Source organism: Candidatus Palauibacter sp. (assembly GCF_965213655.1).
Classification (GTDB): Bacteria; Gemmatimonadota; Gemmatimonadetes; order Palauibacterales; family Palauibacteraceae; genus Palauibacter.
Genome location: NZ_CBDBZT010000003.1, coordinates 1,523,543 through 1,539,859 on the forward strand (window position 1 = coordinate 1,523,543; position 16,317 = coordinate 1,539,859).

Sequence of the window (16,317 nt, forward strand, 5' to 3'; positions counted from 1 at the left end):
CTTCAGCATCTCCGCCGCGAAGCCACGTTGAGCAGGACGCCCGTGGCCGCGAGCGCGATGACGAGTCCGGTCCCGCCGGAACTGATGAAGGGGAGGCTCACCCCCGTGGTGGGCAATAGCCCCATCGTGATCCCGATGTGTCCGAACGCTCCGATCGCGATGATCGCCGTGAGGCCGATCGCGATGAGGCGCCCGAACAGGTCCGGGGCGGACTTAGCGATCCTCAGCCCGAGGTGGGTCCATACGAGGAAGAGGATGAGCATCGTCACCGCGCCCACGAACCCCCATTCCTCCGCGATGATCGGGTAGATGAAATCGTTCTGCGCTTCCGGCAGGTAGTAGAGCTTCTGCGTGCTCTCGCCGTAGCCCGCGCCCAGGATGCCGCCCGACCCGATCGCGATCTGCGCCTGCTGCAGCTGGTAGCCGGCACCCGACATGTCCGCCTCCGGATTGAGAAACGCGAGGATCCGCGTGAGCTGGTAGCTGTTCGAGCGCACCAGCCACCACAACGCCGGGCCGATGGGCAGCGCCAGGAGCAGGAAATGCCGGAAGCGCATCCCGGCGGCGAAGAGCACGACCGCCGCCAGCGCGGCCGTGATCAGCGTCGCCGACAGGTGCGGCTCCGCGGCGATGAGGACGAGCACGGGACCGAGGACGACGAGGAACGGGAGCACGCCGCGGAAGAAGCTGGTGAGGGAGCGCTGCTTGCGGACGGCAAGCGCGGCGGTCCAGAAGACGACGGCCACCTTGGCCAGCTCGGAGGGCTGGAAGGTCGCCGGCCCGAGCATCAACCACCGGCGTGACCCGTTGCGGACGGGCGCGATGTCGGTCGTGGCGGGGAGGATCATTACGACGAGAAGGACCGTCACGGCCCCGAGGATCGGCCATGCGAGCCGCCGGTACACGCGATAGTCGATGAAGGCGGCGACGATCAGGGCCACGAGACCGACGGCGGCACGAGCGAGCTGGCTCATGAGGACGTGATTCCCCGGCAGCCCGCTCTGCTGCGCCGCGAACGAACTCGCAGAGTAGACGGAGAGGAGCCCGAACACGACGAGGACGAGCGTGACCCCGATGAGCGTATTCCGCACCCACGCGGGCGCGCCGGCGAACTCCTGAACGCGCGGAAGTTCCCGGGCGAGAGCGTGGTCCGTCACGTCGCCTCCTCCGGGGACGGGCCTCCGTAGGACTCGCGGACACACTTCTCGAAGGTCCGTCCCCGCTTCCGGTAATCCGGGAACATGTCGTAGCTGGAGCAGGCCGGCGAGAAGAGGACGACATCCCCGGGACGGGCGGCCTCGCGGGCGAGGCGTACAAGCTGCGGCACGCCACGGGCGACATCGACCGGCGCCACGTCGCCCAGTTCCCGCACGATCTGCGGCGCGGCTTCTCCGAACGCGATCAGGGCTCGCGCGTTCTCGCGCAGCGCGGGGGCGAGGGACCGGTAGGATTCGCCCTTGTGCCGGCCCCCGAGCAGCGCGACAAGCGGCCGGTCGAACGCGTTGAGGGCGACGCGGGTCGCGGAGACGTTCGTTCCCTTCGAATCGTTGACCCACAGGACGCCCTCGAACTCGCCCACCCTCTGGAGGCGATGGGGGAGTCCCTGGAAGGAGGCGAGCCCGGCTCCGATCGCTGCGGCCTCGCATCCGGCGAGTGCCGCTCCGAGACCCGCAAGAAGGGCGTTCATGACGTTGTGCACGCCGACCAGCTGCAGTTCGCCGGCCGCGATCCACGGCTGCGGCGCCCCCCCCGCCTCGAGGCGCTGGATCAGCTTCCCTGCCTCGTCAAGCCACGCTCCGGGCTTCTCATGCGACTCGATCGACGCCAGATAGCGGTCTCCGGCCGCCGATTCCGCCATGGCGAGCACATCCTCGTCATCCCCGTTAAGGACCCACCGGCTGTCCGCATCGGCGTTCGCGAAGAGACGCGCCTTATCCTCGTAGTAGCGTTCGAGGCTCGCATACCAGTCGAGGTGGTCCGCCGCGAGGTTGACGAGCACGCCGATCTCGGGCCGGAACGCCCGGAGATCCGCGAGCTGGAAGGAACTCAGCTCGACAACGAGCCAGTCGGGCTGCCGTTTCATCAGCGGAATCTCGGAGAGCGGGCGGCCGATGTTCCCCGCGGTGAGCGCGTCCACGCCTGCCTGCTGCAGCAGGTGCCCGCAGAGCGCGGTCGTCGTCGTCTTTCCGTTCGTGCCGGTGATCCCGATGACCCGCGAGCGGAGGTGGCGCCAGGCGACCTCGATTTCGGCCACGGTGGGCACGCCCGCTTCCCGCACGGTCCGCCGGATTTCGGCTGTCGGGGGTATTCCCGGGCTCGTCACGACGAGGTCGGCGTTCAGGATCCGCTCGACGTCGTGCCGTCCCACCTCCGCGTCGATGCCCTCGGCGGCGAGTGCTTCCACGGCCTCGCGCTGCCCGGGTCCCTCGAACGCGTCGCTCGCGTACACGTCCGCTCCGAGCGCCTGCACCAGCCGCGCCGCGGCCGTCCCGGACACCCCGAGTCCGAGGACGGCCACGGGATCGCCGGGCCCGAAGAGCGGAGAGCGGCGGTCGTCGGCCATCAGCGGATCTTGAGCGTCGCCAGGCCGACGAGCGCGAAGATGACGCCAACGATGTAGAAGCGCGTGACGACGCGCGTCTCCGGCCAACCGAGTTTCTCGAAGTGGTGATGCAGCGGGGCCATGCGCAGGAGGCGGCGGCCCTCGCCCCATCGTCGACGGCTGAACTTGAACCACCCGGTCTGGAGGATCACAGACAACCCCTCGAGGACGAACACGCCCCCGACGATGACGAGGAGGAACTCGGATTTCAGGAGCACTGCGACGGCGCCGATCGCGCCTCCCAGCGCCAGGGATCCGGTGTCCCCCATGATGACCTGCGCCGGATGGGCGTTGAACCAGAGGAAGCCGATGGCCGCACCGGCCAGCGCGGCGCAGAACACCGACAGTTCCCCGGCCCCGTTCAGGTACAGGACACCGAGGTAGGCCGACGTGTCCACCCGGCCGATCGCGTAGGCGAAGGCGCCGAAGGTGAGGACGGCGATCGCGGCGAGACCCGTGGCCAGCCCGTCCAGACCATCCGTCAGGTTCACCGTGTTCGCGCTTCCGGCGACGACGACGGCGACGAAGAGCGGGAAGATCGCCGGGGCGAGGACGATCGTGAGATCCTTGAAGAACGGAAGCATCGTCTGAGTCGCTCCGTAGGCGGACAGCGGTTGCCACAGGAGGAACCCGCCGAGCGCCAGACCCAGCACGAACTGCCAGATGAGCTTGTACCGCGCGATCAGGCCTCGGGGATGGCGGCGCACGATCTTCAGGTAGTCGTCCATGAAGCCGATCGCGCCCATCCAGGCCGTGACGACGAGGGCGACCCACACATAGGAGTTGTCCAGGCGGGCCCAGAGAAGGGTGGGCAGGAGACAGGCGGTGAGGATGATGATGCCGCCCATCGTCGGGGTGCCGGCCTTCGCGAGGTGCGTGGCCGGCCCCTCGGTCCGCACGATCTGGCCGATGCCGTGCTTCCTGAGTCCGCGGATCACGCCCGGCCCGATGACGAAGGCGGTGAGGAGGGCGGTCACCATGGCGCCGGCCGCGCGGAAGGAGATGTACTGGAAGACGTTGAACAGGATATGCTGGTCCGCCAGCGGGAAGAGGAAGTGATAGAGCATCAGGCGCCCCCTCCGAAACGGGCTTCCAGTTCGTCGATGACCCGCTCCAGCCGTGCGCCACGCGAGCCCTTCACAAGCACAACCTCATCTCCCTCCAGGGCGTCCGCGAACGGTTCCATGGCCGCTTCGGGATCCTGCGCCCGGATGAGGGCGGGACCGTGGACGCCGTCGAACGGCGCGTCGCAGAAGAGGCCCGTGGCGGCGATGACATCGAACCCCGCCGCCCGCATCTCTTCGCCGATTTCACGGTGTGCCTGCGCTTCCCGGGAGCCGAGTTCGAGCATCGAGCCGGCGAACACCGCGCGGCGGCGCCCCGGCAGCAGATCGCGGGCTTGGGCGATCGCCGCGCGAAATGAATCCGGGTTGGCGTTGTAACAGTCGGCCAGCACCGTGAGACGCCCGATGCGGCGGAGGGCGCCGCGCAAGCCGAGGGGCTCGTAGAGCGATAGCCCCCGGGCGACCGCGTCCGACGGCACGTCCAGCGATTCCGCGAGCGCGGCCGCGATCAGCGCGTCCCGCAGGTGGTGCTCGCCGCCCACAGCCAGCGAAGCCACCGCTTCGCCGCGGCGGAACTCGACCCGGTCCGCAGCGACCGTGTATGCGTCGGGCCCGAAGCCGGCCCGTGGACCGAACCCGGCGACGATCGCGTCGGGCCGGTGGGCCCGGGCGGCCTCGGCGAGGCTGGCCGGTTCCTCCCCCACGACGAGCACCCCGCGGCCGGAGGCGCCGTGCGCCAGCGTCATCTTTTCCCGCAGCACGCCGTCCACATCCCCGAAGCACTCGAGGTGTGCGGCGCCGACCGTCGTGATGACGACGTGATCCGGGCGGGCGATCTCCGCCAGTCGGGCGATCTCGCCGGGCTCGCTCGCCCCGACCTCGAGGACCCAGGTGTCCGCATCGGGCGCGGCGCGCAGGATCGTCAGCGGGAGGCCCACCTGGCTGTTGTAGTTGCCCTCCGTGCGGTACACGCGGCGGGATTCCGAGAGCGCGCAGGTGATCATCTCCTTCACCGTCGTCTTGCCCGAACTTCCCGTAATGGCCACGACCGTGGCGCCGGATTCGCGCCGGGCCCGGGCAGCCAGATCGCCGAGCGCGCGCAGCGGGTCGGTAACGGCGAAGTACTCCATCCCCAGCGCCGGGTTCTCCCGCCCGGGGCGCACGATCGCCCCCGGCGCGCCCCGGGCCGCCGCCTGAGGGAGGAAATCGGCGGCATCATGCCGCTCCCCCGCGAGCGCGACGAACAACTCGCCGGGCTCCAGCGTCCTCGAATCGCATGAGACCCCGCTGTACGCTCGCTCGGCGACATCGCAGGCGCTCGCGGCGCTGCCGCGGTCCAGACGAAGCGCGGCCCGAATCCAGTCCGACCGCAACGCCGGGGCCTGCGTGGCCGCGGTCACGCCGCTCCTCCGGGGAGTTCGGACGCGCCGGGACGCACCGGAAGGAGATCCTCCACGATCCGGCGCTCGTCGAAGGGCAGCCGCTTCTCGCCGATGATCTGGTACGTTTCGTGCCCCTTGCCGAGGAGCGCGACGGCGTCTGCCGGGCCGGCCTCGGCAAGGCCGCGCGCAATCGCTTCCCGCCGGTCGACCACGATCTCGTAACTGTCCGCCGGCAGTCCAACGACCATCTGACGGCAGATATCCGACGGATCCTCCGATCGGGGATTGTCGCTCGTGACGATCGCGACATCCGCGAGCCGGGTGAGGATGGTCCCCATCTGGGGGCGCTTGCCGGGGTCCCGGTCGCCGCCGCAACCGAGGAGGGCGATGACCCGGCCCGGCACGATCTGCCGCAACGAGGAAAGCGCCCGCTCGCACGAATCCGGGTTGTGCGCAAAATCCCGGATTACGAGCACCGGCTCCCGCGAGATCACTTCCATGCGCCCGGGCACGGGAGGCGCCGCGGAGAGCCGCGCCGCGATCCGCTCGAGCGACATGCCGAGGCCCCGGGCGACCGCCGCGGCCGCGAGAGCGTTCCGTACGTTGAAATCGGCAGGTAACGGGAGCGATACCGGAGCCGCCTCCCCCGGCGCGCGCAGCGTGAAGCGTGATCCGCCCGCCTCGAGGGTCAGTTGATCGGGCCACAGATCGGCCGTGGGCTCGAAGCCGTAGCGAAGCGTCGTGGCGTTCGCCGGCGAGATCCCCTTCCAGGCGGACTCGTCGTCGTTCACGGCGCACACGCCACCCGGTGCGAGCAACTCGAGGAGGCGCAGCTTCGCTTCCCGATACGCCTCGAGATCCGGATGATATTCGAGGTGCTCCCGACTGAAGCTGGTAAAGGCCACGGCATCGAAGGAGAAGCCGTCGGCGCGGCGCTGGTCGAGCGCGTGCGACGACACCTCGAGGACCGCCGCCTCGGCGCCACTCGCCCTGAGAGTGGCGAGTTCGAGGGCCAGATCGATCGGATCGGGCGTCGTCAGCCCCGGGTCTCCGACTTCGCCATCGATGGAGACCGTGCCCAGCGTGCCCAGTGCCGCGGCGGGTCCCAACTCCTCCAGGACCCAGCGCGTGAGCCAGGCCGTGGTCGACTTCCCGTTGGTGCCCGTGATGCCGACGAGCTTCAGCGCCTCGCCCGGATCGCCGGCGAAGAGCGTGGCGAGATGGGATACGGCAGCCCGAGCGTCGCGGACCGCCAGTTGCGGGAGGCCGATATCGATCACGCGCTCGACGACGGCGGCACCGGCACCGGCCCGCTTCACGGCGTCGAGGAAGTCGTGGCCATCGACGCGGGTCCCGGGAATCGCGCAGAAGAGGTCGCCGTCGCCGACCAGGCGGGAGTCGGAGCGAAGAGCTGCGAACGCCGCGGGCGGAACGCCCCTCCACCGTGGTTCGAGGCCCGCGTCCGCCAGCCTGCGCTCAATCTGCTGGTTCGTAGTGGTTCGCTGCGGCAAAGTCCGACACATCGGGCTCGGATCCATGATCGACCGGTCGCCAACGGCGCGGGCGCGACTGCATCCCGGGTGCCCGGGATCCCTGTCACCGCCACCCCACGACCCAACGGCTGCGCCCGCGGTTAACCTCCCCCCAATCTTGTATTCCCCAGACCCGCCTTCGTTCGCTCCCCTGTCTCGAAATCCATCGCTCTCGCTCTCCGGCTATCTGAGGACGACGGTCTCACCCCGGGTCAACTCGCTCCCGGGGGCCGGGCTCTGGCCCGCGACCCTCCCCTGTCCCCGCCATTCCACGCGGAGACCGAGCGCGTGCAGCCGCGCGGCGGCCGAGCGCGCGGACAATCCGGCCAGGTCCGGGAGCGCGACCCGTTCCCCGCCCCCACGGACCACGCTGGACGTGCCGGTCGGGCCCGCCCCGCTGGAGGCGAAGATGACGGCTCCCTCCCGCGTACCCGCCGCAGGTCCACCGGACCAGGGACGGGGGCGGGCGTCGGAAACGACCAGACGCGGATCCACCTGGACGCCATCGGCCGTGAGCGCCGCCGCGAGTGCCGCCTGGCTCGTAGGCGCCGCGATCGCGCCGCCGTAGTAGACCCCTCCCCTCGGATCCTCCAGCCGCGTGAGAATGACGATCCGCGGATCATCGGCCGGCGCAAAGCCGACGAAGGACGCCCGGTAGCGTCCCTGCGCATAGCGGCCGTCCACGGCGAGCCGAGCCGTTCCGGTCTTTCCGGCCACGGCGAACTGCGCCATGCCCGCCAGCTTCCCGGTTCCCTCCCGGACGACCTCCTCCAACACCCCGCGCACGTCGGCCGCCACCTCCTCGGATATGACGCGCCGCACGGGACTCGGGCTGAAGCGCTGCACCACGCGCCCGGACGGATCCCGCACCTCTCGTACGAGGCTTGGCCGCATCAGCACGCCACCGTTCGCGATGGCGCCGTAGGCGAGGGCAAGCTGGAGCGATGTGGCGGACATCTCGTACCCGATCGCGTGCGAGGCGGGACTGAAGGATGTCCACGACTCCGGCCGGCTGAGGCGCCCCGGCGACTCGGCCAGGTATCCGAGCTGCGCCCGCATGCCGAAACCGAAGTCGCGCAGGTAGCGGTGCTGCACCGCCGGCGTCAGCCGCGTGGAGAGCTTCGCGGCCCCCACGTTGCTCGACCTGGAGATGACCATCCGTACGCTGAGCGTGTCGTAGCCGTGCACGTCCGAGATCACCCTGGACCCGATCTGCAGCGTCCCGCCCTCCACATCCACGATCTCGTCGAGGTCGGCGACACCCTCGCTCAGGAGGGAAGCGAGAAGGAAGGGCTTCAGCGTGGAGCCTGGTTCGTACGGATCGCTGAGGGCCGATATCTGGTCGACGGCGCCATCGCTGCGCTCGCTCGCGAGCGCGAGGATTTCGCCCGTCCGCGGGTCGAGGAGAACCATGTCGCCTCCACTCGCCCCCGTCCCGGCGAGCGCGCGCGCGAGTTCCATCTCGGCGATCCGCTGCAGTTCGGCGTCGAGGGTGAGGACGACATCGTGTCCGGGCAGCGCCTCGATGACGTGACCGCCGGGCGGGTGGTACGCGTTGCGGTGGCCATCGAGTCGAACCTCCGCCCGGCCTGGCTGTCCGGCCAGCCAGATGTCGAGATCGGCCGCGAGGCCCGTGCCACCCCGGCCATCGGCCCCCACCGCGCCGATGAGACGGCGGCCCATGCTGCGCGGATAATCTCTGGCGGATCGGCTCTCGAAGTGGATCCCCTGCCCGATCGTCCGCTGCATCCGCACACGTTCTTCATCGCTCACGTCACTCGCGACGAGAGACCAGCCGCCCGTGGCTTCCTCCAGGGCGCTCCGGCGCTTGGGCGCTACGGGCACGATCGAGGCGACCGCCTCGATGGCCTCGGCCCGGTTCATGCTCAGTTCGTCCACGGCGAGGAAGGCCTGGTATCGCGTGTCCGGCGCAGCGAGCACACGACCGCGTCGATCGAGAATCCGCCCGCGCGGCGCGGGCAGCAACTCCCACTCGGCGCTCTGCGCGAGCTGGCGGGCGCGATGCGCCTCGCTCTCCAGGATCTGGAGATCGCCCAGGCGCACGGCGTACGCCACCGCGACAAGAGTGAAGGCGATGCCGAGCGTGCGATGCCGGAGGCGATGTGTGCGCGCGAGCGCCGCCTCCTGCGCGTCGCCCGCAACGCCCTCGAGCTGCGTCGTGCTGTGAATGCCGAAACGCGTCACCTGTCCCCTCCCCTGCTGGAGACGTCCGTCCCCTCTTCGTCCGGCGAGAGACCGGCGTCCACCTGCAGCAGTTGGTCCTCCCCTGCCCGCTGCAGCCCAAGCTCTCCCGCCGCGCGTTCGATCCGTGCCGGCGCCGCGAGCGAGTCGACTCTCGTTCGCGCCGCATCGATCCGATCCGTCACGATCCGGGCCTCCGCTTCGAGCCCTCGAAGCTCGGCCATCAACTGCCGCCCTTCCTCGCCCCGCCGAACCACGGACATCAGCGATGCCGCCAGCGCGAGAACCGCCACGCCGGCGGTCATCCACCGCATCAGGGTCCTGCGACGGATCCTGTGTACGTTCCCGCTCTCGTTGCTCATGCGTCTGGCTGCTCCCGCGCGGCGCCCTTCTCCCACGCTCGGAGCCGCGCGCTGCGCGCCCGCGGATTCCGGGACACTTCCTCGGCCGAGGGCCGAAGGGGCCGACGCGTCAGCGTCCGCCCCAGCGACATCCCCCGACACCGGCACTCCGGCAGACCCGGAGGGCAGCGGCAGTCGGCGGACCAGTCCCGAAACGCGTCCTTTACCAACCGATCTTCCAGCGAGTGATACGAAAGCACCGCCAACCGCCCGCCGGGGACGAGACAGTCGCGGATTCCCTCGAGCCCCTCGCTCAGTGCCGCCAACTCGTCGTTGACGGCGATCCGCAGAGCCTGGAACAGTCTGGCCTTCTGCTTCTCCTGTGCCGGACGACCCAGTACCGCCGACAACACGGCCACGAGGTCGTCGCTCGTGCTGAAGGGCCGGATCTTCCTCCTCCGCACCACCTCACGTGAGAGCGCCCGCCACCTGCGCTCTTCCCCATCACGGAAGACCCGGCCCAACTTGCGTACGTCCGCCCGATTCAACAGCTCGGCTGCGGACCTTGTCCGCTGCGTCGTCTCATCCATCCGCATCCGTAACGGCGTGCCCGGACGGAACGAGAATCCGCGCTTCTGTGCGTCGATCTGGTGCGACGAGACGCCCAGGTCCATCAGGGCTCCCGCCAGACCGTCCAACTCGGCGGCAAACTCCGGACGACCCGCGTCCCTGAAGTTCGCCCGTATCAGCTTCACCCGTTCGCCCGCCGAGGCGAGCCGCCGCTTCGCGGCCTCGATCGCCTCCGCATCCTGATCGATCCCGATCACGCGCACGGCCGGCCCGGCCTCCAGCAACCGGATCGCATGCCCCGCACCGCCGACCGTCGCATCCAGGAAAACGCCTCCGCACTCCGGGCGAAGCCACTCTAGCACCTCTTCCGGCATGACCGGCGTGTGCTGAAACGTCTCCTCTGTCACTCCGTCGGCTTCCTCGACTCCCCCCACCGTGCCGTGATCGGAAAACCCATCAGGCGAACACCGTCTCTATCTGTCGATCGAAGTCCTCATCCGTCGCACTCGTCACGCTCTCGAACGTTTCCGGATTCCAGATCTGGACGTGGTTGATCGCGCCTACGACCAGAGCCTCACTTCCCAGCGCGACCGCCGTTCTCATCCTCTCCGGTATCAGGATCCGCCCCTGTGCGTCCGGCGTGACCTGCACGGCATCCGCCGTGACGCGAAGTACCTGAGGGCGGAAACGCGGTTCGCGTCTCGACATCTCCCGGAGCTCGTCCTGCACGGTCGCCCAGGCCTCTTCGGGGTAGAGCGACAGCGCGTCGGGTTGGGTCTTGAGGAGGACGAACGGCTCCCGCTGCCGGCCCTTTCGAAAAGGCGCCGGGAGACTGACCCGACCCTGCGAGTCGAGTTGATGTCGATAACTCCCCAGAAAGCCTGGCAAATTGTGCCTTCGACATTCGTATAGGGTGTCCCTCCCAGAACGACCCGTTTCCACCCACCGGATCCCACCTTATGCGGCCATGTGATGGGTGTCAACCCCTTTTCTCCCCATTTCGTACCTGCGCGAAGGAAAAAAAGGGCCCGGCCCGCAGCGAAGCGAGCCGGGCACCAAGTGTTGTGCCGCTCGGAATCCGGGCCTGGAATGTCAGGCACGCCTCATGGCGAGGGCCTCGGGGTTCCTAGCGTTCGCAGGACTCCTCGATGATCGACTCCTGCCGGTACAACTGGACATCGACCGCCTCGCGGATCTGCTGCTGGTTGGTCGCCTGTTGCGTCCCCGCCCCCGCCAAATATCCGCTCACGCGCTGGAATGCGTTGAGGGCCGTGCGCGCCGGCGCGCAGGCCATCTCTTCTTCATTGCGGCTGTCGTACGCGCTCCCGAACAGGTAGTACCCATACGCAAGGAAAAAGTGGATCTGCTCCGAGAGGGCCTGGTCCTGGACGAATCCGGTGGCAACCTCGAACAGTTCCAGCGCCGTCCCGAGGTCGCCCACGTCGATCGAACCATGATTCGCGAGCCCGGTCTGCGCGGCATAGTGATTCGTATAGGCCAGGCTGAAGATCGCGTTGGCGACCAGATCCGGATCCGCCCCGTCCGCTATGGCAGCGCCGAAATCCTCTATGGCCCCGTCGCTGTCTCCCGCCTTCAGCTTGAGCGTGGCGAGCCGCTGCCGACCATCGGGCAACTCCGGGTTGTAGCTGAGCGCCTGCTCGAGTTCCTGCACACCGGTGGCCGGATCTTCGAGCCGGTCATAGATGGTGGCGCGCGATAAGTGGATCTGGGCGAGCAGTTGCTCACGGGACATCTCGCCTTCGCCGCTGCCGTCGGAACTCGAGATCGACTCGAGCGCCCGGCCCGAGAACGCGAGCGCGTTGTCGTACTCCTCGAGCAGCATGTAGGCGTTCGTCGCGTTCCTCAGCGTCGTGGGATTCACGGCGTCGCCCTGCAATGTCACGAGCTGGTCGGATGCGCCGACAGCAACCCGGATCATGGCGGGATCCGTGACCTCGCCGGCCGTCTGCCCGGCCTGCAGCGCCGCGCTCGTCAGGTACTCGAGGAGGGCGATATTGTCCGGGGCGCGCTCCACGCCCTCCTGAAGGAGTGCCACCGTCTCGACCCAGCGCTCGGCCTGCGTGAGGTCGTAGGCAATCCGCATGCGCGTGTCGACATCATCCGGCTGGAAGTCGAGCTGCCGTCGGTAATAGCGCAGGGACGCGGCGCCGTCGCCCAGCTGGGCGTACGTGAACGCGAGCGATTCAAGTGCATCGACGTCCGACGCGTTGTTGTCGACGACGCGCTGCAGGTCGGGGGCCGCTTCACCCCAGGACTCGTTGAGCATGTACGCACGGCCGCGCAGATAGTGCGCCCGATCGCTCTCCGGATTCAGCGCCAACGCCGCGTTGCAGTTGGAGATCGCGTCCATGGGCTGCTCGGAGGCCAGGTAGTCGCCGCAGAAGGCAATCGAGCGGAGATACTCGACACCCCGCCCGAGCTGCTGCATCGCCTGAGCGCCCGCCTCTTCGTGGGAGTCGTCGTCCGCGACCACGAACGCCTCCATGGGGAGTTCGTCCCCGCTCCCGGGATCGAGGAAGGTGATGTCGACTTCAACGCCCCCGTCGGCCATGACCGCCGTGCCGACCATGACGAGGGCGGCCCCCATGTGATTCCCCAGCTGCCGCCAGTCGATCGGGGTCATGGTCCGCTCATCGTAGTCGAAATCGTCGATCAGATCCCGGGCATCGTCGCGATCGATGGCGCTGTAGCCCGGGAAGATCTGGAGCCCGTCCCGGACTTCCTCTGCGATGCGCTCGCCGAAACGGCGGTCGACCGGCTCGGTCGCCGTGACGGGGGCGACCAGAACCATCAGGTCGGTCATCTGCGCATCGAGCGCCCGGGGCGCCGCCGGGAGGGAGAGGACAGCGACCCCGGCCGCCACCCACGGGAGAATGTTCCGTGTGCTTCTCATCAAGTACCTCGGACCGTTCGTGCGACAGTCAGCGCACGGCTCACATGGCCGTGCGACACACCAAATCCGCGATTATCCCGAAACAAGGGTATCAAGGTCGATTAACGCAAGCCGGGTCGGCGCGCAAGTCGCGGCTCGCCGATCACTGCGCCAGCTTCTCGCGCACACAACCCGTGAAGCGGTTGAACATAAAATTCGACACCGATTGAATCACGCCGCCGCGGCCGAACGATGCAAGCCGCCCCGTCAGCGCGATGGATTGCGAGACCCATATCCGGGTCCCCCCGGCCCCTCCCTCTTCTACAGACTGAAGATGACTCAACATCGTCATTCTCACGTTGCCGCCGCCCCGCCGGTCGCGTCCCTCCCCCGTCATCTTCATGTGATGGCGCTCGGCGTCGAGTTCGTCGAAGCGGATCTCGCCCAGGAAGCGCGTCCCGATGGGGCCAAGCTTGAGCCCTATCTCGCCCCGGTAGGTACGTTCGTCTACGGCTTCGAGGAGCGTCGCGCCGGGCAGGCACTCGACGATGCGCACCGGATCCGTCAGGAAGCTCCAGACCTCGTCCACCGTCTGCGGGACATCGAAACTCTTCTCTATCTCGATCGCCATTCGTCGTTCCTCGGGGGTCCTGGCGTGGCCCGGGATGGGGCCGGACGGGGTCGGATCGCCGGTCGGGCCATATCTCCGGGCGAGCGGTATATTGCCGCAAGCGGCCACAGCGCGGACCGGCCGCCAGCGGAAGCTGAGATCGCCGCGTCGCACCCGCAACCGGGAGGTCGTCGCCTTGCAAGCCGACATCGCGAAGATCGTCGAGGAACTGGAAGCCGTGGGCTACGTAGCGGACCGGGCCATCGCCACGGCGGTCCACCTCGGCCTCGCCATGGAGAAGCCGCTTCTCGTCGAGGGGGCCGCCGGCGTGGGCAAGACCGAGATCGCCAAGGCGGTGGCTCTGTGGCTCGAAGCGGAACTCATTCGCCTCCAGTGCTACGAGGGGCTCGACCTTCCCACGGCCCTGTACGAGTGGAACTACCAGAAACAGCTCCTTCACATCCGGCTGCAGGGCGCCGACGGTGACGCCGAGACGGTAGAACGCACGATCTTCGGTCCGGATTTCCTTCTCGAGCGACCCCTTCTGCGGGCAATTCGGTGCGAGAGGCGCCCGGTGCTGCTCATCGACGAGGTGGACCGGGCGGACGAGGAATTCGAGGCGTTTCTGCTCGAGTTGCTGTCGGATTTCCAGGTCTCGATCCCGGAATTGGGCACGGTCGAGGCCCGGACGCGTCCCGTCGTCGTGCTCACATCGAACGGGACGCGTGAGCTGTCCGACGCGCTTCGGCGGCGCTGCCTCTATCTGTGGATCGATTACCCCGATCGGGAGCGGGAGGTGGAGATCCTGCGGCGGCGACGCCCGGACATCGCCGCCGCACGGGCGCGGGAGGCCGTGAAGCTGGCGCAGCGGCTGCGCCGTGAGCGGCTCGCCAAACCCCCCGGCGTCGCGGAGACGCTCGATTTTGCGTCGGCCCTGGAGCACCTGGGACCGGATCCGTTGCGGCCGGCGACGGCGCGCGACGCGATCGGAGCGCTCGTGAAGGACCCGAACGACCTGGCCGGGCTCTCGGAGGAGCGACTCGGGGAACTGCTCGCGTCCTCGGGGGACGGAGGGAGTTGACACCGGAGCGCGTCGTCGACCTGGGCCGGCGACTGCGCGGCGAAGGGGTGGCCTGCGCGCTCTCCGAGTCCGGGACGGCCATCGCCGCCCTCCCGCACCTCGATACCGACGACGTGGAAGACGTGCGCGCTGGACTCCGAGCCGCGTTCTGCTCCAACCGGGCGGATCTGGAGATCTTCGAGCGCTGTTTCCCTGCGTGGTGGCGCGGAGGGCGGCCGTCAACCGCTGTCGAAGATCTCCTGTCGAAGGCCGCATCGGGCCGCGGGGCGCAGCCGCCGCCGGGTCCGCCGCCCGGCGGGGGCGGGGTCGAGACGGCTGCCCTCGACCGTGTCGTGGAGGATGGCCGCGACGAGGAGGACTCCCGCGAGCGTCCGATCGGCGCCGTGTACAGTGCCGCCCACTCGCTCGCGCGGCGCTCCTTCGCTTCGATCGGCGAGCAGGAACTGCGCGAGGTCGACATTTGGCTCGAGAGGCTGATGGTGCGGCTGTCCACGCGTCGCAGCCGGCGATTGGAGCCCGGCGGCCGGCGCGGACCGATCGACGTGCGGAGGACGTTGCGGTCGCTGGTAGCTCACGAGGGCGAACTCGTCCGTCTCGCGCGACGGCGACGCCGGCACGTACCGCCGCAACTCGTCGTCCTGTGCGATGTGAGCGGCTCCATGGAGCGCTACAGCCGCTTTCTGCTCCGCTTCCTCCTGGGGTGCGGGCGCGCGCGGGACATCGAGACCTTCGCGTTCAGCACGCGCCTCACGCACCTCACCCCCTGGCTGGCCGGCGAAGAGATCGATCCCGCGCTGGACCGCCTGCGGGCCCGCGGCTGGTCGAGCGGTACCCGGATCGGGGAATGTCTGGAGACGTTCGTGATCCGGCACGGGCAGCGGATGCTGGGCCGGCGGACGCTCGTGATCATCCTCTCCGACGGACTCGATCAGGGGGAGGTGGAACCCCTCCAGCGCGCCATGGGCTGGATTCAGCGGCGCGCGCGTCGGGTGATCTGGCTCAATCCCCTGCTCGAGAGTTCGCGCTATGCGCCCGAGGCAAGGGGCATGCGCACCGCGCTCCCGTACGTGGATTACTTCCAGTCGGGACACAACCTCGAAGCGCTGAAGACGCTACCCGGGCTGCTCAGGCTGTAACGGGAGAAGTAACGGGGGCGGAGTTGGCAGGCGGTCGCGGCGAGACCCGGGGGCGAGCCAGGTCTCGCCGCGCTGTTGCTCTAGACTCGAACGCGGTCCTTGAGCCCCTTGCCCGCCTTGAACGTGGGAACGTTCATGGCCGCAATCTGGATCGACTCGCCCGTCTGCGGGTTCCGGCCCATGCGCGCCTTGCGGTGCCGGGTTCCGAAAGTGCCGAAGCCGGTGACCGTGAAGTCGCGGCCGGCGTCAAGCTCGACTGCAATGATCCCCTTGCCGGGGTCCGTCGAGAAAATGCAGTCGATCACATCCCGCGCGCTGGCTTTGCTCAGGCCGGCCTGCGAGGCAAGCTTCGCCGCGAATTCATCTTTGGTCATCCTGGGTTCTCCCTGTTGAAGGTAGGCTTCGACGAGCGATCCGCGCGCATAATTCGCCGGACCCCGCCGGATCGCAAGTCCGGCGCGCGTTTTCGCCTGCGGAAGGTTTCGCTAGTGGGCGTCCGCCGAGAACACTTTCCGTGTCATCGTGACTCCGACCAGCTTGAAGACGGTGTTTCCGACCCGGCCGAGCAGCATGGTCGGCAGAGCGATGGGCACGACGGTTCCCCACACCGTACGCAGGAATCCGCTGTCCCCGCCCAGGCCGCCGAGGGCGAGCCGCAGCACCGCGAAGATGCCGACAAAAACGGCGAAATTGAGCAGGAGGCCCAGCGCCTGGCGACCGGGAGATCCGGTCTCCGCGTCGTAGATGCCGCCGAAGAAGACCGCAGCTACAATCCAGAAGATGCAGATTGCGAAGAGCCACTCCATCAGTGGTGCCTCCGTGTCGAAAAACAGGTTGGAATCGGGGACGGAGGAAGATACATGGCCTCCGGCGGTCATCGAAAGTAGCTTGCCCCCGCCGTTCG

At 68.6% G+C, this 16,317-nt stretch carries 15 protein-coding genes; 2 read left to right on the plus strand and 13 right to left on the minus strand.

The annotated features are described in order from the left end of the window. Positions 1 to 2 precede the first annotated feature (2 nt). The 11 genes from ACOOGH_RS08930 to ACOOGH_RS08980 form a co-directional block, all read right to left on the minus strand. Positions 3 to 1,157, minus strand: a complete 1,155-nt coding sequence (locus ACOOGH_RS08930) for an FtsW/RodA/SpoVE family cell cycle protein (protein WP_420448578.1) — start codon at positions 1,155 to 1,157, stop codon at positions 3 to 5. After that, the gene (murD, locus tag ACOOGH_RS08935) at positions 1,154 to 2,563 is read right to left on the minus strand and encodes a UDP-N-acetylmuramoyl-L-alanine--D-glutamate ligase (RefSeq protein WP_420448579.1); all 1,410 of its coding nucleotides are present in this window, start codon (positions 2,561 to 2,563) and stop codon (positions 1,154 to 1,156) included. Before murD ends, ACOOGH_RS08930 begins: the two co-directional genes overlap by 4 nt. Then, complete coding sequence (mraY, locus tag ACOOGH_RS08940; RefSeq protein WP_420448580.1) at positions 2,563 to 3,669, minus strand: phospho-N-acetylmuramoyl-pentapeptide-transferase; 1,107 nt, start codon at positions 3,667 to 3,669, stop codon at positions 2,563 to 2,565. Before mraY ends, murD begins: the two co-directional genes overlap by 1 nt. Then, entirely contained in the window at positions 3,669 to 5,066 is a 1,398-nt protein-coding gene (locus tag ACOOGH_RS08945) for a UDP-N-acetylmuramoyl-tripeptide--D-alanyl-D-alanine ligase (protein WP_420448581.1), read from the minus strand. Before ACOOGH_RS08945 ends, mraY begins: the two co-directional genes overlap by 1 nt. Then, a complete protein-coding gene (locus tag ACOOGH_RS08950; RefSeq protein WP_420448582.1) occupies positions 5,063 to 6,571 on the minus strand; it encodes a UDP-N-acetylmuramoyl-L-alanyl-D-glutamate--2,6-diaminopimelate ligase in 1,509 nt (502 codons plus the stop codon). Before ACOOGH_RS08950 ends, ACOOGH_RS08945 begins: the two co-directional genes overlap by 4 nt. A 192-nt stretch (positions 6,572 to 6,763) precedes the next feature. After that, positions 6,764 to 8,785: a penicillin-binding transpeptidase domain-containing protein gene (locus ACOOGH_RS08955; RefSeq protein ID WP_420448583.1), complete on the minus strand. Its 2,022-nt coding sequence runs from the start codon at positions 8,783 to 8,785 to the stop codon at positions 6,764 to 6,766. Beyond that, positions 8,782 to 9,144 carry a hypothetical protein gene (locus ACOOGH_RS08960; protein ID WP_420448584.1) on the minus strand — a complete coding sequence of 121 codons (363 nt, stop codon included), beginning with the start codon at positions 9,142 to 9,144 and terminating at the stop codon, positions 8,782 to 8,784. Before ACOOGH_RS08960 ends, ACOOGH_RS08955 begins: the two co-directional genes overlap by 4 nt. Continuing rightward, entirely contained in the window at positions 9,141 to 10,100 is a 960-nt protein-coding gene (gene rsmH / locus ACOOGH_RS08965) for a 16S rRNA (cytosine(1402)-N(4))-methyltransferase RsmH (RefSeq protein ID WP_420448585.1), read from the minus strand. Before rsmH ends, ACOOGH_RS08960 begins: the two co-directional genes overlap by 4 nt. A gap of 49 nt (positions 10,101 to 10,149) precedes the next feature. After that, positions 10,150 to 10,635: a division/cell wall cluster transcriptional repressor MraZ gene (locus ACOOGH_RS08970; protein ID WP_420448586.1), complete on the minus strand. Its 486-nt coding sequence runs from the start codon at positions 10,633 to 10,635 to the stop codon at positions 10,150 to 10,152. 184 nt (positions 10,636 to 10,819) lie between these two features. After that, positions 10,820 to 12,607, minus strand: coding sequence for a tetratricopeptide repeat protein (locus tag ACOOGH_RS08975; protein WP_420448587.1), 1,788 nt, complete (start codon positions 12,605 to 12,607; stop codon positions 10,820 to 10,822). 142 nt (positions 12,608 to 12,749) lie between these two features. Next, positions 12,750 to 13,217 carry an SRPBCC family protein gene (locus ACOOGH_RS08980; protein ID WP_420448588.1) on the minus strand — a complete coding sequence of 156 codons (468 nt, stop codon included), beginning with the start codon at positions 13,215 to 13,217 and terminating at the stop codon, positions 12,750 to 12,752. Between the two features lie 175 nt (positions 13,218 to 13,392). Here ACOOGH_RS08980 and ACOOGH_RS08985 point away from each other — a divergent pair, with 175 nt between their 5' ends. Further along, positions 13,393 to 14,277 carry an AAA family ATPase gene (locus ACOOGH_RS08985; protein ID WP_420448589.1) on the plus strand — a complete coding sequence of 295 codons (885 nt, stop codon included), beginning with the start codon at positions 13,393 to 13,395 and terminating at the stop codon, positions 14,275 to 14,277. Further along, a complete protein-coding gene (locus ACOOGH_RS08990; RefSeq protein WP_420448590.1) occupies positions 14,274 to 15,413 on the plus strand; it encodes a vWA domain-containing protein in 1,140 nt (379 codons plus the stop codon). Before ACOOGH_RS08985 ends, ACOOGH_RS08990 begins: the two co-directional genes overlap by 4 nt. Before the next feature lie 80 nt (positions 15,414 to 15,493). Here ACOOGH_RS08990 and ACOOGH_RS08995 read toward each other — a convergent pair whose 3' ends face one another. Continuing rightward, the gene (locus tag ACOOGH_RS08995; RefSeq protein WP_420448591.1) at positions 15,494 to 15,787 is read right to left on the minus strand and encodes an HU family DNA-binding protein; all 294 of its coding nucleotides are present in this window, start codon (positions 15,785 to 15,787) and stop codon (positions 15,494 to 15,496) included. Between the two features lie 111 nt (positions 15,788 to 15,898). Next, positions 15,899 to 16,219: a hypothetical protein gene (locus ACOOGH_RS09000; RefSeq protein WP_420448592.1), complete on the minus strand. Its 321-nt coding sequence runs from the start codon at positions 16,217 to 16,219 to the stop codon at positions 15,899 to 15,901. Positions 16,220 to 16,317: the final 98 nt, after the last annotated feature.

Excerpts from the sequence above, each read along its gene's own strand:
- ACOOGH_RS08980 (WP_420448588.1), bottom strand. The coding sequence starts at position 13,217 with ATGGCGATCGAGATAGAGAAGAGTTTCGATGTCCCGCAGACGGTGGAC.
- mraY (WP_420448580.1), bottom strand. The coding sequence starts at position 3,669 with ATGCTCTATCACTTCCTCTTCCCGCTGGCGGACCAGCATATCCTGTTC.
- ACOOGH_RS08995 (WP_420448591.1), bottom strand. The coding sequence starts at position 15,787 with ATGACCAAAGATGAATTCGCGGCGAAGCTTGCCTCGCAGGCCGGCCTG.
- ACOOGH_RS08960 (WP_420448584.1), bottom strand. The coding sequence starts at position 9,144 with ATGAGCAACGAGAGCGGGAACGTACACAGGATCCGTCGCAGGACCCTG.
- murD (WP_420448579.1), bottom strand. The coding sequence starts at position 2,563 with ATGGCCGACGACCGCCGCTCTCCGCTCTTCGGGCCCGGCGATCCCGTG.
- ACOOGH_RS08950 (WP_420448582.1), bottom strand. The coding sequence starts at position 6,571 with ATGTGTCGGACTTTGCCGCAGCGAACCACTACGAACCAGCAGATTGAG.
- ACOOGH_RS09000 (WP_420448592.1), bottom strand. The coding sequence starts at position 16,219 with ATGGAGTGGCTCTTCGCAATCTGCATCTTCTGGATTGTAGCTGCGGTC.
- ACOOGH_RS08975 (WP_420448587.1), bottom strand. The coding sequence starts at position 12,607 with ATGAGAAGCACACGGAACATTCTCCCGTGGGTGGCGGCCGGGGTCGCT.